General features: G+C 68.3%; 14 protein-coding genes. 11 read left to right on the forward strand and 3 right to left on the reverse strand.

The features are described 5' to 3' along the window. Positions 1 to 131 precede the first annotated feature (131 nt). The 9 genes from ACT3HL_RS12225 to ACT3HL_RS12265 all read left to right on the forward strand — a co-directional run bounded on the left by ACT3HL_RS12225 (position 132) and on the right by ACT3HL_RS12265 (position 8551). A complete protein-coding gene (locus ACT3HL_RS12225) occupies positions 132 to 1703 on the forward strand; it encodes a DUF7093 family protein (protein ID WP_445087116.1) in 1572 nt (523 codons plus the stop codon). 37 nt (positions 1704 to 1740) lie between these two features. After that, entirely contained in the window at positions 1741 to 2121 is a 381-nt protein-coding gene (locus tag ACT3HL_RS12230; RefSeq protein WP_445087117.1) for a DUF5611 family protein, read from the forward strand. A gap of 153 nt (positions 2122 to 2274) precedes the next feature. Beyond that, positions 2275 to 2733 carry a universal stress protein gene (locus ACT3HL_RS12235; RefSeq protein ID WP_445087118.1) on the forward strand — a complete coding sequence of 153 codons (459 nt, stop codon included), beginning with the start codon at positions 2275 to 2277 and terminating at the stop codon, positions 2731 to 2733. 103 nt (positions 2734 to 2836) lie between these two features. Next, a complete protein-coding gene (locus ACT3HL_RS12240; RefSeq protein ID WP_445087119.1) occupies positions 2837 to 3805 on the forward strand; it encodes an ROK family protein in 969 nt (322 codons plus the stop codon). Further along, positions 3805 to 5457, forward strand: a complete 1653-nt coding sequence (locus tag ACT3HL_RS12245; protein WP_445087120.1) for an LVIVD repeat-containing protein — start codon at positions 3805 to 3807, stop codon at positions 5455 to 5457. The genes ACT3HL_RS12240 and ACT3HL_RS12245 overlap by 1 nt, the downstream gene beginning before the upstream one ends. Before the next feature lie 194 nt (positions 5458 to 5651). After that, a complete protein-coding gene (locus ACT3HL_RS12250; protein ID WP_445087121.1) occupies positions 5652 to 5984 on the forward strand; it encodes a NifU family protein in 333 nt (110 codons plus the stop codon). A gap of 69 nt (positions 5985 to 6053) precedes the next feature. Then, positions 6054 to 7040 carry a DUF5787 family protein gene (locus ACT3HL_RS12255; protein WP_445087122.1) on the forward strand — a complete coding sequence of 329 codons (987 nt, stop codon included), beginning with the start codon at positions 6054 to 6056 and terminating at the stop codon, positions 7038 to 7040. A gap of 98 nt (positions 7041 to 7138) precedes the next feature. Further along, complete coding sequence (locus ACT3HL_RS12260) at positions 7139 to 7669, forward strand: quinol oxidase (RefSeq protein ID WP_445087123.1); 531 nt, start codon at positions 7139 to 7141, stop codon at positions 7667 to 7669. A gap of 120 nt (positions 7670 to 7789) precedes the next feature. Further along, a complete protein-coding gene (locus tag ACT3HL_RS12265; protein ID WP_445087124.1) occupies positions 7790 to 8551 on the forward strand; it encodes an aspartate racemase/maleate isomerase family protein in 762 nt (253 codons plus the stop codon). An 18-nt stretch (positions 8552 to 8569) separates the two neighbouring features. Here the strand turns inward: ACT3HL_RS12265 and ACT3HL_RS12270 are convergent, their stop codons facing one another. Both ACT3HL_RS12270 and ACT3HL_RS12275 read right to left on the reverse strand, forming a co-directional pair. After that, entirely contained in the window at positions 8570 to 9394 is an 825-nt protein-coding gene (locus ACT3HL_RS12270) for an MBL fold metallo-hydrolase (RefSeq protein ID WP_445087125.1), read from the reverse strand. A gap of 207 nt (positions 9395 to 9601) precedes the next feature. Continuing rightward, the gene (locus tag ACT3HL_RS12275) at positions 9602 to 10984 is read right to left on the reverse strand and encodes an AAA family ATPase (protein ID WP_445087126.1); all 1383 of its coding nucleotides are present in this window, start codon (positions 10982 to 10984) and stop codon (positions 9602 to 9604) included. A gap of 171 nt (positions 10985 to 11155) precedes the next feature. Between ACT3HL_RS12275 and sugE the strand changes: the two genes are divergently transcribed. Both sugE and ACT3HL_RS12285 read left to right on the forward strand, forming a co-directional pair. Next, positions 11156 to 11491, forward strand: coding sequence for a quaternary ammonium compound efflux SMR transporter SugE (gene sugE / locus ACT3HL_RS12280; RefSeq protein WP_445087127.1), 336 nt, complete (start codon positions 11156 to 11158; stop codon positions 11489 to 11491). Positions 11492 to 11657: 166 nt separating this feature from the next. Further along, complete coding sequence (locus ACT3HL_RS12285; RefSeq protein WP_445087128.1) at positions 11658 to 12794, forward strand: acetyl-CoA C-acyltransferase; 1137 nt, start codon at positions 11658 to 11660, stop codon at positions 12792 to 12794. 48 nt (positions 12795 to 12842) lie between these two features. On the opposite strand, the gene ACT3HL_RS12290 is transcribed toward ACT3HL_RS12285, so the two are convergent. Then, the gene (locus ACT3HL_RS12290) at positions 12843 to 14711 is read right to left on the reverse strand and encodes a cation:proton antiporter domain-containing protein (RefSeq protein ID WP_445087129.1); all 1869 of its coding nucleotides are present in this window, start codon (positions 14709 to 14711) and stop codon (positions 12843 to 12845) included. Positions 14712 to 14802: the final 91 nt, after the last annotated feature.

The following is a 14802-nucleotide window of genomic DNA, read 5'->3' on the forward strand; positions in this document are numbered from 1 at the left end:
GGGTATACGCTTACCGCCACCACACGGGAGGACCGCCGCGTTCGCGTCCGGCCGCGCGGTCCGGACGGTCGTCTGCCGCCCGTCTGACGCAGGAGGTACACTTTTGGCCCTGAGTTCCGGAATGGCGGGTAATGGGACTCAAGTGCCGTCTTCTCGGGCACACGTACGGGGAACCCGAGGTCGAGCGGAGCCGGGAGGAACAGGGGGACGAGGTCGTCGTCACGGTCCGGGAACTGCAGGTCTGTGAACGGTGCGGGGACGAACAGGTCGTCAGCCAGAACAAGGAGGTGACGGCCATTCGGTCGCCCGCGGAGGTCGGACTCGGCGAGTCCGCGGCGGACGCTGCCGACGCGACCGCGGCGAGCGGCGTGACGGATTCCGGATCGAGCGCGGCGGTGGACCCCGACGCCGGCGCCCCGGCGGCATCGGCGACGTCAGCCCCGAACACGCAGCAGCGGGGCAATGCCGAGCGGCGGAGCGACGCCGAGCAGCCGAGCGACGCCGAACCGCAGTCGACTCCCGCGGTAGAGGCGACGGATTCGCCGTCAGAGGGGCGCGTTTCCGACGCCGGCGCGGGCGGGGTATCGGAACGCGCATCGGCGGGGGGCGCTCCCGAAAGGAGCGCCGCCGAACCGCCTGAGTCGGTCGAGAACGACGTCGAGGAAGCGATTGACTGGGTCGACGACCCCGAAGCCGAAGCGAGCCGGCCCGCCCCCGAGACGAGCGCCGAGAGCGGATCGACGCCGGAGCCTGCGGCCGACAACCCCGCCCCCGAATCCGCACCTGAATCGGCGCCGCAGTCAGACGTGGCGGCCGAGGGGGAAGCCGAGGTCAAATCCGGGACCGAAGGGGGAGTCGAGGTCGAATCCGCGCCCGGGGCGGCCGGCGACGAGTGGGAAACCGGGAGCGGCGAATGGGACGGGGAGCCGGATCCCGACGTCGACGACGCGGTCATTCTCGACGCCGAGGACACGGAGCGAGACGAGACGCAGTGGCCGGAGGAGGCGGATCCCGACCCGGTACAGACCGCCCGAGAGCCGGGCGAAGTGACCGGGCCGCCGCCCGAGGACGCTCACGAGCAGGTGACGAACGACGCCGAGATTATCGACGCCGACGAGGGCGACAGCGGTGTGAGCGACGCGGGCGGGCGCGGAGACGCCGAACGGGGGCGCAGCGAGGGAGCCGGACCGGCCGGAGCGGACTCTCACGGTCGCGACATCGGCTACGAACGCGAGCGCAGCGCGTGGCCAGAGCGCGAGGACGCCCCCGGCGAAAGCGACGTCGCGGGCGGCGAGTCCGGCGGTCGAAGTGGCGGATCCGACGTCGGTACGTGGCCCGACCACGACGGGGACGACGAGGGGTTCGGCGCCGCGACGGACGCCGACGCCGACCTCGAATTCGGCGGCAACGGCCTGACACCGGAAGTCAACGGGCGGGGAGACGCCGGAAACGGAACGGCCGGGGGTGTCGACGGCGTCGCCGCGGCCGCGCCGGGTGATCTCCGACAGCGGGAAGCCGACGAGAGCGGCGGCTTCATCCGGAATCCCGACTCCGACGCGCTCGAATCCGACGTCCCGGACGACCGCGTGGAGTTCTACTGTCCGAACTGCGGACACACCCAGTCTGCGGGTTCGACATCGATGCGCGCGGGCGACATCTGCCCGGAGTGCAAACAGGGTTACATCGCCGCGCGAGAACAGTGACGAAACAGGTAAACCGCCACCTGTCGAACGACGGCGTATGAAGGAGTACAAGATGCGTCGCGGGGAGACGCTCGAAGAGCGGATTCCCGACATGGAGGCGACCGTCGAGGAGTACTTCGGCCCGATCACGGAGACGACTGAGTACAAGGGAAGCGACCTCTACGTCATCGGAGAACCGGATAATCCGGTGTTCGAGCGCATCGTCGCCGGCGCGGTCTCCTACAGCGGGAAGAAAGACCGACTCGCCGTCGAGTTCGAAGAGCGTGACCCCACCGAGCTGTCGCCCGAGGACCTCTCATCCGCCGGCGATGCCGTCGACGCCAAAAACGACTTCCTGCTCGAGGCTACGGGGCGGGACGCGAAGTCCCGCCGCGACTCGATGAAGCGCGCCGTCGAGGACGACGCGCCCGATTACTAACCGTAACTGCCGGCAGTCCGCGGAGCGTTCTCGCCGGACGGGGCGGCGAGCATCGATAGACAGCCCCGAGAACCGCGGTGAGGCCCGGCGGGGCGGACCGGCGTCCGGTCGGGACATACGTTTTAATCACGAGTGCGTGAATGATCGTGATAGATGCCTATCGATACCATTCTCTTGGCAGTCGGTCCGAACGACCGCGACCGACTCGATCGACTGACCGAAGAGACCGTCGACGTGGCCGGCCCCACCGGCGCCACGGTCGTCGTCGGACACGTGTTCACGCAGGAAGAGTACGACGACGCGCTCGATTCGCTGGACTTCGACCGCGACGCCGGCGATATCTCGGTCGACACCGTCGCTCGCCGGTACTCGAGCGTCCGCGAGACCGCCGACCGGCTGGGAGCGGCGAACGTCGACTACGAGGTCCGCGGCGCGGTCGGGCGCCACGGGGAGACGATCGTCGAACTGGCGGCGGACGTCGACGCCGACCGCGTGATGGTCGGCGGTCGCCGGCGTTCGCCGACGGGCAAGGCGGTCTTCGGCAGCGTCGCGCAGACGGTGATGCTCGACGCGCCCTGTCCGGTCACGTTCGTTCGCGCCGGCACCGAGTGAGCACGCTCAAGTCCGTTCGAGGGCGCTAGGGCTCGCGAAGACGGGCCCGCAACACTGTGCTGAACCCGCTGAGTTAAGTGTGGGGATCACTCGTAACGACACAATGGCCTCCTACGTGGGTGTCGACCTCGGGGCGACGAACGTCCGTGCGGTCGTCGCCGACGACGACGGCACGGTCATCGGGAGCAGCGACGGCGAAACCCCGCACGGCCCGAGCGGGATCACCGTCACGGAGGCGGTCCTCCGGATCGTCCGCGAGGCGTGCGCCGACGCGGGCGTCGATCCCGAACGCGTGGCCGCGGCGGGGATCGGCGCGATCGGCCCGCTCGACCTCGCGGAGGGCACCGTCGAGGATCCGGCGAACCTCCCGGACACCATCGATCGGATCCCGCTCACCGGGCCGCTGTCGGTGCTGCTCGACACCGAGCGGGTGTATCTCCACAACGACACGAACGCCGGCGTCATCGGCGAGCGGTTCTTCTCCGAGCGGAACCCCGACGACATGGTGTATCTCACCATCTCCTCGGGCATCGGCGCGGGCGTCTGCGTCGACGGACACGTCCTCGCCGGATGGGACGGTAACGCCGGCGAGGTCGGCCACATGACGATCGACCCGCAGGGGCATCTCACATGCGGGTGCGGTCACGACGGCCACTGGGAGGGGTACTGCTCGGGCAACAACATCCCGCGGTACGCCCGGTTCCTCCACGAGGAGGACCCACTGGAGACGGAACTGCCGATAGCGGACCCGGACTTCTCGGCCGTCGACGTCTTCGAGCACGCCGGCGAGGACGAGTTCGCGACGTACGTCGTCGAGCAGCTCGGCCACTGGAACGCGATGGGGGTCGCGAACATCGTCCACGCGTACGCGCCGCTCATCATCTACGTCGGCGGCGCGGTCGCGCTCAACAACCCCGAACGCACGCTCGACCCGATCCGCGAGCGGATGGACGAGATGGTGATGTCGAACGTCCCCGAGATCCAGCTGACGACCCTCGGCGACGAGGTCGTCGTACAGGGCGCGCTGGCGAGCGCGATGACCGCGGGGACGGGAGACAGGTCGCGGCTGTGATGCGACGACGGGACCTCCTCCGCGTCGGCGCCGGGATGCTCGGGAGCGGCGCCGGCGTCCGCCTCGTCGGGTCGGGCCCGCGGGCGACCGCGGCCGCCCATCCGGGGCCGTACGAGCCCTACGGCCGGATCGACGTCGAGGGCGCGAAGGAGGCGGTCGTCGGGCCCGACGGCGACGTCGCGTACCTCGCGGCGACGAGCGGCTACGCCGCCGTCGACGTCTCGGTGCCCGACCGCCCCCGACTGCTGGCGGACGTTCGCGAACCGCTCGCCGACCGCGACGGCGGCCCGCTGCGGGGCATTTTCGACGTGAAACTCGACGCGACGGACCCGACGACGCTCGTCGTCGTCGGACCCGCGAACCCGCGTCCGGGCGCGCTCGCCGGCGCGCTCGTCGTCGACGTGTCCGATCCCGAAACCCCCGTCGAGCGGGCGTTCTACGAGACCTCGTATCCGATCCACAACTGTTTCGTCCGCGACGGCGTCGCCTACCTGACCGCCAACGACGGCGACCGCAATCCGCTCGTGCTCCTCGATATCGCGACCGGCGATGAGCTGGGGCGGTTCTCGCTCGTCGACGTCGACGAGGCGTGGGGCGAGGTGCCGACGCCGCTGCGAAGCGTCCACGACGTCTTCGTCCGCGGGTCGACCGCCTTCGTGGCCCTGTGGGACGCCGGGACGTGGATCGTCGACGTCTCCGATCCCACGGTGCCGCGCGTGCTCGGGAGCGTCGACGCGCCCGATCCGTCCGCCCTCGCGGGGCTCTCACGCGAGCGGGCCCGGCGAGAGTCGACCCTGCCGCCGCGAAATCACCACTACGTCGCGACCGACGAGTCGGGGACGCTCCTCGGCGTCGGCCGGGAGTCGTGGGCGCTGGAGGCCGACGCCGCGGGGAACGGCTCCGACGCGCTGACTCCCTCGACAGCCACGGACTCGGCGGCGTCCACGGATTCGGCAACGTCGACGGGATCGACGGCGTCGGACGGCTCCGGCACCGACGGAAGCACCGAGCGGTACGTCGGCGGCCCGTCCGGCATCGACCTCTGGGACGTCTCCGACCCGGGGGCGCCGATTCTGCGGGCGACGATCCCGCCTCCGCCGTCGCCGGACCCCACCTACGACGGCGTGTGGACGACCGCGCACAACTTCGAGCTCGCCGGCGGTATCCTCTACTCGGCGTGGTATCGCGGCGGCGTGAAGCGACACGACGTCTCCGAGCCGAGCGCTCCCCGGGAACTGTCTTGGTGGCGCGATCCGAACGCGGCGAGCTTCTGGACCGCCCAAGTGGCCCGCGCGGGCGATCGAGAGGGGTTCTTCGTCGCGAGCAGCTGGGGAGTCGACGACGTCCCCGCGCGGCTCTACACGTTTCCGGACCACGACGGCGAGCAGGCCGACCCGCCGTCGGTCCTCCCGGATCGGACGGTGACGTCCGTCTCCCGCACAGGACCCGCGACGAACGGTGAACGGGAGGAAGACACCGCGGGCGGACGATCGGAGACGCCAGAGGAGCTCGGCGGGGACACGCCGACGGAGCCGGCGGGCGGTGTCGGCATCGGCGCGCCGGGGTTCGGCGTCGTCGCCGGCGCCGGCGGGATCGGACTGGCGGCGTGGCGGCTGCGGCGTCGAACGCGGGACAATACCGGCGACGACTGATGAAGGGTGGGGCCGGCGACGACTGGGGCAAAGAGGGACCGCGAGCGGCTGAGGCGGGACACCGCTGGAGTCCGCTCGGTCGGGACGGAACCACAACCGTGCGCACGTGCAAGACCGTGACACACTTTTCTCGATCGCGAATCGACGCGAGCGCAACCGCAAGGTACCAAAGCGTCCGTCCCCAAGAGAGGGTAATGAGCGACACCGAGGACTCCCTTCGACGGCGCATCGAGGAGTGGATGGTCGGCCAGATGCCGATCATCCGGATGCACGGCGGCGAGAGCGTCGTCCGGAAGGCCGACCCCGACTCCGGCGAGGTCGTCGTCGAACTGGGCGGCGCCTGCGCCGGGTGCGGCATCTCGAACATCACCGCCGACAACATCAAAGCCGACCTGATCATGGACTTCGAGGCGGTCGAAGCGGTCACCGTGAAGGTCCCCAGTTCGGGCGATCACGGCAGCAGCACCGTCGAGGGTGGCCGCGGCGGCGAGCTCCAGTACGGCACCGACGATCCCGGCCACTTCTAAAGGAAACAGCGAGAGTTCCACGGGCGACCCGACGAGGCGTTTTTGTCTCCTGAACCCAAACGGTCGAACGTGGCCGCCGCCGACGCACCGCGGGAGTTCGCCTTCGAGCTCGAACTCTGTTCGCACCTCGAAACCGCAACGGAGTGGGTTCTGAGCAGACAGCTCGGGGCGACCGTCGATCGCGCGGGGCGTCGCATCGTCGACGTCGTCGGCGTCGTCCCCGGCCCCGACTTCGACGAGCGCGCGGAGATCACGGAGCGCGCGATTCCGAAGCGGGCCATCGAAAGCGACGTCGGCGTGGGGGAGGCCGTTCCCCGCCGCCGCGCGCTCGACGGTGACCTCACACCGGAGATTCGCGACGGGATCGTCGACGCCGCCGTCGACGTCGGATTCTTCGAGACGGAGCGCCGCAACGGTCGCGGGTACGTGCGGCAGACGACGCGCTACCCCGAGCGGTGGTTCGATCGACTCGTCGGCATCGAGAACAAGCCGGATCTCGCCGATCCGGGGGCGCTCTCCCGACAGCTCCGGACCGACGTCTCGCTCGGCCTCTTCGAGGAGGTCGTGCTGGCGACCGAGAGCCACGTCACGCGCGCGCACCTGAACCGGATTCCGCCCGCGGTCGGCGTCTGGCGGTTCGACCCCGAGACGGGGACGCGGGACGTGATTCGAGAGGCGACGCCGCTCCGAACCGACGCCCCGGGGATCGAACTCGTCGACGAGCGCCCGCTCCGAACGGACGTAGTCCCCGTGTCCGCCGAATCGAAGGCCCGCGCGCGCCGACGGATCGCCGAGCGCGCCTACGGGAAGGGCTGGCGGACGTACGGTTTTCCGGCCTGTGTCCACGCCGAGGCGACGGCCGAGGGACTGCCGTACTGCGCGCGGTTCGACCGCGTCGTCGATCCGTCTCGGGCCTGCGGGAGCGACTGCGACGCCCGCGACCCGGGCGATCCGCCGGCGGTCGACTCCGACGCGCTCCGCGGGGAGCGAACGCCGTGGCGACCGGACCCACCGGGAGTCGCCCGCCGGCAGGCGGGGCTGGATCGGTTCCGATGAGGATATTCGGGACCGAGTACCAGTTTCCGAGAATCTGAAAAGCGGCTTGAGTTTATACAGGAATTCCGACTCGACGTGTAGATGTGAGGTGACCGACGATGGCAACATCCACTCGCACGACCCTGGGAAACCCCGTCGAGTTCGACTTGCAAGGAACCCTCGCGGGGTACTGGGTGGCCGTCCTCCGCGTGGTGACCGGCTACTGGTTCCTCCACGCGGGCCTGACGAAGTTCGCCTTCATCGCCGGCGAGCCGTTCAGCGCGCAGGGCTACCTCGTTAACGCCCCCGCTGCTAGCCCCATCCAAGGCTTCCTCGTCTGGGCCGGCCAGACACCGTGGCTGCTGGAGCTCACGAACCTGATGATCCCCCTCGGAGAGACCCTCATCGGGCTCGGGCTCGTCGTCGGCGCGCTGGTCCGACTGGCGAGCTTCTTCGGCGGCGTCCTGATGGTGTTCTTCTACCTGGGGAACGCCGACTGGGCGCACGGCCTGGTCAACGGCGACCTGATGGGCCTGCTGCTGTTCGTCACGCTGGGCGTCTTGGGCGCCGGCCGCGTCATCGGCCTCGACGCGATCATCGAGAAGACCGGCCTCGGTGAGACGCGCGCCGCGAAGTACCTGCTCGGATAGCGACGAGGGCCTCGGTCACGGCGCGACGTCGTCCTCCGAGGCGGTCACACGTCTTCTCACCGACGCCACAGTGATCGGCCGAATCCTCATATGCGCTGGACGCCAACTTACTGTCGAATTATGAAAGAGAACTTCCGAGTGGGTCTGATCGTCCCCAGCTCGAACGTCACGATGGAGACGGAGATTCCGGCGATGATACAGTCCCGTCCGGATCACTACGCCGAATCGTTCACGTTCCACTCCAGTCGGATGCGGATGCAGAGCGTGACCCAAGAGGAGTTAGCGCGGATGGACGAGCAGTCGGTGGACTGTGCGACGCTGCTCTCGGACGCGCGGTGTGACGTTCTCGCCTACGCCTGTCTCATCGGTATCATGGCGCAGGGACCGGGATACCACGAGGAGAGCGAATCCGCCCTCCACCAGCGGACCGTCGAGAACGACGCGGAAGCGCCGGTCGTCACGAGCGCGGGGGCTCTCGTTCGAGCGCTCGACCGCCTGGAAGCCCGGAAGGTGGCGCTGATCGCACCGTATATGGAAGAACTCACACAGACCGTCATCGAGTACTTCGAGGACACGGGGGTCGAAGTAATCGACTACGAGACGCTCGAGTGCCCCGACAACCTCGAGGTCGCACAGCTCGACCAGCGGAACCTGCTCAACATCGCCGAGGGCCTCGACACCGAGAACGCCGACGCGCTCGTCCTCTCCTCGTGCGTCCAGATGCCCTCGCTGGCCTCGATTCAGGCGGCGGAGGACAAGTTCGGGCTACCGGTGTTCTCGGCGGCGACGGCGACCACCTACGAGATCCTCGATCGGCTCAATCTCAGCACGCAGGTGCCCGGAGCGGGTCGCCTGCTCTCGGGGGGACTGAACGAACAGTGAGATAGCCGCGGGAGGTCCTCACAGCTCGTAGGTCTCGCCGTCGATCGCCAGCGGCTCCTCGAACGCCTCGTCGGCCGGATAGAAGTGCGCCGTGTGGACGAGTCGCGTCTCCGTCGCCGACAGGTCCGCGGCGAGGTCGAGTGCGCCCTCTCTGGTCATGTGTTTCCGCCCGAACGTCCGGGGGACGCCGGCGTCGTCGAAGTGCGCCCCGCCCAGCGGGTGGTGTTCGCTGAGTGACGCCGGGACGATGGCGTCCGCCAGAAACAGGTCGGGGCCCTCGAGCACCGCACGCGACGCCGCGGACACGTCGTAGCTCGTATCGCCCGAGAGCGACAGCTTCGCGCCCGTGACGGGATCCTCGATCGAGAGCCCATAGCAGACCAGCGGGGGGTGATCGACCGGGACGAGCGTCGCCTCCAGCCCGCAGATCTCGAACGGCTCGAACGGGGTCTGGGGGTGGACGGTAACGCGGTCCAGATAGTCGTACTTGCGGTCGATCGTCCCCGCGACGCTCTCGGCTGTGACCGGGTCGGTCTCGTCGGCGGCGTGTACGGGCAGGTCGTCGAACAGGCGGTAGGCGTTGCCGAGTCCGTCGAGGTGATCGAAGTGGATGTGCGTGACGATCCCCGCGTCGGGGAGCGGGACGTCGTTGCCCAGAAACTGCTGTCTGAAATCCGGGCTGAAGTCGACGAGCAGCGCCTCCCCGGTGCGCTCGTTCTCGACGTGGACCGAAAAGCGCGTGCGCTCGACGCCGCGGCGTCGAGCCTCGGCGCAGGTGTCGCAGTCGCACCCGACGGTCGGGGTCCCGGTCGTATCGCCCGTCCCGAGGAGAGTGACCCGCATTATCCGAGGTAGGGAACGGACGGGTGATAAGCGTGGCCGAAGCGGACCGGGTGAGCTTGTCGTCTCCTGACACGTCGGTCCGCGATATCGTGAGAACAGCTATTGTAGCGGTTGCAACTGGCTGCGCATTCGATCGCACCGCTGCGTGCGATCGAATGATCGATGACGTGAAAATCCTATGACAGTATCAGCGTAGCCGCAGCTGCGCTAGTGATCGTGGTCGTGACCGTGGTCGTGGCCGTCGCCGCCGTCGCCCGCGACGAGCTGTTCGCCGTCCGACATCATGTCCATGTTCTTGAGGTTGTCCCGTTCCTCGAAGTCCTCGACGGCGTCGACGATGTCCTCTTGGGTGAGTGTCATCCGGTCTTCGGTCAGCGCCTCCAACACCGCCTCGCGGAGGACCATCCGGAGGTCGGAGCCGGTGAGGCCCTCGGTCAGATCGGCCACCGCCTCGGGATCGAAGTCGTCGATGTCCATCCGTCGGGTGATGATGCGGAGGATGTCCGCGCGCATCTGGCCGTCGGGCTTCGGGAAGTTCACGATCTCGTCGAAGCGCCGCCACGCCGCCGCGTCCAGCTGGTCGGGGTGGTTGGTCGCGCCGATGAGAATGACCTCGTCGCGGATCAGCGAGATGTCGTCGATGCTCTTCAGCAGGGTGTTGACCGCGCGCTTCAGCGCCGCGTGCTCGTCGGAGCGGCGCGTCTTCGCGACGGAGTCGAATTCGTCGATGAAGAGGATACACGGCGAGAGCCGCTTGGCGACCTCGAAGGTCTTCTCGACGTTCTTCGCGGTCTCGCCGAGGTACTGACTCGTGATCATCGAGAGCTTCACCTCGACGAACGGCAGGCCGAGTTCGTGTGCGAGCGCGCGCGAGACGGTGGTCTTCCCCGTTCCCGGCGGACCGACGAAGAGAATCTTGCCGATCTCCCGCAGACCGATCTCCGCGAGGTACTCGCGGTGTTCGATCGCCTGCATCAGCTTGTGGATCTCTCCCTCCTGATCCGTCGTCAACACGAGGTCTTCGAGCGTCATCTCGATCTCCTCGGGCGCGCGGACCTGCACGAGATCGAGCATCTCGGCGTCCTCCTCGGCGTCGAAGTACTCCTCCAGCAGGCTGTCGATCCAGACGCGGTCGGCGTGGATCGGGCGGGTGTGTTCGAGCGCCTCCGCGCGCGTGACGTCGGTGTCGTCGCGGTCCTCGACGGCCGCCGCGAGCGTCGGGTTCGTCACCAGTCGCTCGCGGTCGGCGCGGTCGAGGAACCACTCGATCGCCATCTCGGGCTGCGTCAGCGAGATGCGCCCGGAGAACTCCTCACGCTGCGTGAAGAGCAGATCCGAGATCGTTTCCCACGGGTGTTCGACGCCGGTCGCCTTCCGCGCGACGCTGTCGGTAACGACGAGCGGCCGCTCGATGCCGACCACGTTCGGTCCGTCGCTGTCCCCGTCGTCGCCGTCGTCCCCGTCATCCGGTTCCGTCCAGAACACGCGCCGGTACCGCGGCGGGAGGTCGTTCTCGTCGAGATCACGGTTTTCGGTGTAGAGATGAGCCGTGAGGAGAAATTCGACAACTTCGAGAGCCCGGTTACTCATCCCAGAGACGTTGCCGACCTACTCGCATAAGCGCGTCGAAACGCGGGTGGCGGCTCGTCGACGGCGCATCTACTCGGGCGGGTCGAAGGCGCTGTGAGGGCGGCGTTTCGACTCAGTAATAGGCCTGTAGGCGGTAGCGAACGGCGAGAACGATCACGGGATTCAACACAAATGACAGGAAACGTAGCGTGGTACGTGCTGCTAGTCGCGGGGCTGTTCGAGGTCGGCTGGGCGATCGGGCTCCAGTACTCCGATGGACTCTCCGAGCCGCTCCCGACGCTCGGAACCGTCGTCGCCCTCGTAGTGAGCATGGTGCTCTTGGCACAGGCGGTGAAACAGCTCCCGATCGGGACGGCCTACGCGGTCTGGACGGGCATCGGGGCGGTCGGGACCGCGTCGCTCGGGATCGTCCTCTTCGACGAACCGGCCACGCTCGCCCGCATCGGGTTCATCGGGGTGATCGTCGTCGGCATCGTCGGCCTCCACCTCGCGTCGGGCGGGCACTGACGCGGCGTCGTCGCTGACGCCGTCGACCGGGGGACCGTCGACCGCGGGAGAGTGTTCGAACGGGCGCGTCCCCCCGCCGCGGACAACCTGCCTCACCACCCACAACTCCGGACGCGTCCCCGCGCGTTCTGCCCCTTTTATGCCGCCGGGCGACACAACGTAGCGTATGCCGACGCCAGTCATCGCCGCCGCGTACCGAACGCCGTTCGGGAAGGCCGGCGGCGTCTTCGAGGACGTTCGAAGCGAGGACCTCTCTGTTTCGCTGATCGACCACCTCCTCGCGGAAACCGGGGTAGAAAGCGACGACGTCGAGGACCTGCTGTGGGGCGTTGCCCAACAGCGCGGCGAGCAGGACAACAACGTCGCGCGGGTCATCGCGCTGCTGTCGGAGCTGGGCGAGACCACCCCGGCGACGACGATCAACCGTTGGTGTGCCTCCTCGATGCAGGCGCTCGTCTCCGCCGCGGACGCCGTCGCCGCCGGGAACCGCGAGTGCGTCGTCGCCGGCGGCGTCGAGAGCATGAGTCGCGTGCCGATGGACGGCGACTCCTATCAGCACCTCCACCCGGAGCTCTCGGAGCGTTACAACGTCTTTCAGCTCCAGATGGGGATGACCGCCGAGAAGGTCGCCGAGGAGTACGACGTCTCTCGGGGGGCCCAAGACGAGTACGCCCTGCGGTCGCATCGGCGGGCCGCCGAGGCGACGGACTCGGGGCGCTTCGACGACGAAATCGTGCCGATCGAGACGGCCGACGGACCAGTCACCGAGGACGAGGGGATCCGTCGCGACACCACGACCGAGGCGCTTTCGGAACTCTCACCGGCGTTCACCGGCGACGGGACCGTCACCGCCGGCAACTCATCGCAGGTGACCGACGGCGCGGCCGCGACGCTCGTCACCTCTCGGGCGTTCGCCGAGGAGCGCGGGCTCGACGTCCTCGCGGAGGTCGGCACCAACGCGGTCGCCGGCGTCGATCCGACGGTGATGGGAATCGGGCCGGTACCGGCCACGCGGGGGCTGCTGGAGCGCGCCGGGACCGACATCGACGACTACGACCTCGTGGAACTGAACGAGGCGTTCGCCAGCCAGTGCGTCTACGCGCGCCGCGAGCTCGGGATCGATCCCGAGCGGTACAACGTCAACGGCGGCGCGATCGCGCTCGGCCACCCGCTCGGGGCATCCGGTGCACGCTTGCCCGTGACGCTACTTCACGAGATGGAAAAACGAGACGCCGAGCGCGGGCTCGCGACGCTCTGTGTCGGCTTCGGGCAGGGAGAGGCGATCGAGTTCGTGCGGAGATAGGCGTCGCCCCGTTTCGTCGAGAACCGAAGTCGACCCGCTCGCGGCCGGTCACTTGTCGGGGTGGACGAACCGGATCGCCTCCCTGACCTCCTCGCGCCCGCCGATGATCGTGATCCGGTCGCCCCGCTCGAGCGTGAACTCCGAGTCCGGGACGCGGGTCTCTCCCTCTCGCCTGACGAGCGCGATCAGCGAGTCGTCCGGGAGTTGCGGTCCGATATCGCGGATCGACTGTCCGATCAGTTCCTCGGCGGTGACTTCGATCTCCTGGATGTCGCCGGAGTGGCCGATCTCGCTCATCCAGTCCATCATCGACGGCCGTTCGATGTAGTTGTCCATCGACTGGGCCGTCGCCAGCGTCGCCGAGATCGCTCTGACACCGAGTTCCTCGAACGGTTCGGCGTTGTCGGGGTTGTTCACCCGCGCGAGCACCGTTTCGGGGTCGAACTTCGATTTCGCCAACTGTGAGACGAGCAGGTTCACGTCGTCGTCGCCGGTGGCGCCGACCACGATCCGGGCGCTCTCCCCGCCGGCGGACCGGAGCACCTCCGTGTCGGTTCCGTTTCCGTGGTGGACGGTGAACCCAGCGTTCCGCGCCGTTTCGACGACCGACCGGTCTTTTTCGACGAGCACTACGTTCTCTCCGCGGCCTTCGAGGCGCCCGGCGAGCGTCCGGCCCACCCGACCGCCTCCGATGATGAGTACGCGCATTGGTATGATGTCGAGGTGTTCGGCGATCTGTCGGGCGAACCCGCCTTCGAGGACGACGGTGACGAGGATGACGAGAAAGACCGTCCCGACGAGGAGGTCCGCCGAGGCGGTCCGTCCCACGTCCCGAAGCCCGATGGCGAAGAGCGTCGCGACGGACGCCGGGATGATCCCCCGCGGGCCGACGAAGCTCATAAACCACTTCTCGCCCGACGTGAATCGGTCGCCCGTCGCTGAGATGAACACGAGTGCTGGTCGGAGAACGAGCGCCACGATGCCCGCGACCAGGAGTCCGCGGAGCCCGATCGCCCGGAGGATGTCGAACCGCAGCAGCGCCGCCAGCGCGATGAAGACGAACGAGAGGACGACGAGGGTCACGTCGCCTTTGAACGCCGAGATCTCGTCTTCGTACGGGACGTCGGCGTTCCCCAGGAGGATGCCCGCGGTCGCGACGGCGGCGACCCCGGATTCGGTCGCGATGGTGTCGGCCGCGCCGTAGGCGACGAGCGCCCCGGCGAGGACGAGCAACCGGGCGTTACGGGGCGCGTTCCCCGGTGAGAGGTCGACGTATCGGAGGCCGTAGAACAGCAGTCCCGCGACGAGGCCGCCGACGAGGATGCCGACGCCGAGCCGTTCGGCGAAAAGGGTCAGGAGCGACGGCGGATCGTCGACGCCGAGGTTTATCGCGTTAAATATCACGACCGCGAGTATCGCCGCCGTCACGTCGTTGACGATTCCCTCGGTCTCCAGTGCGGCGGCCACCCGGTCGCGAACGGGGACGACTTCGAGGATCGGGGTGACGACCGTCGGACCGGTGGCGACGAGGAGCGCGCCGATGAGGAACGAGATGTCCCACGGCGCCTCTAGAAGGAAATGGACCGCCGCGGCCGTTCCCGAGAGGGCGATGGCGGCGCCGATGGTGATCAGTTTCAACGTGGCCGCCGGTGCCTCCCGGAGTTTTGCCACGCGGAGGTGAAACGACCCCTCGAAGACGATGATCGCCACCGAGAGCCCGACGATCGCTCCCAGAGCGTTGCCGAAGGAGTCGGGACCGACCACGCCGAAGACCTCCGGACCGAGGAGGACGCCGGCGACGATGAGGAACACCACGCTCGGCACTTGAAACCGGTCTGCGAGTATCTGTGCGATCACGCCGATCCCGATGATCGCGGCGACGAGGGGGAGAAGGCTCGGTCCACTGGGCGCCGCCACTATCGAACCTCCATTCTCTCGTATTGAGAGAGCGAGATAGTATAAAAGTACAGCACTCGGCGGGGCGCGGCAGTGGCTGTCGATACCGCGC

This window comes from Halobellus sp. GM3, assembly GCF_052545375.1.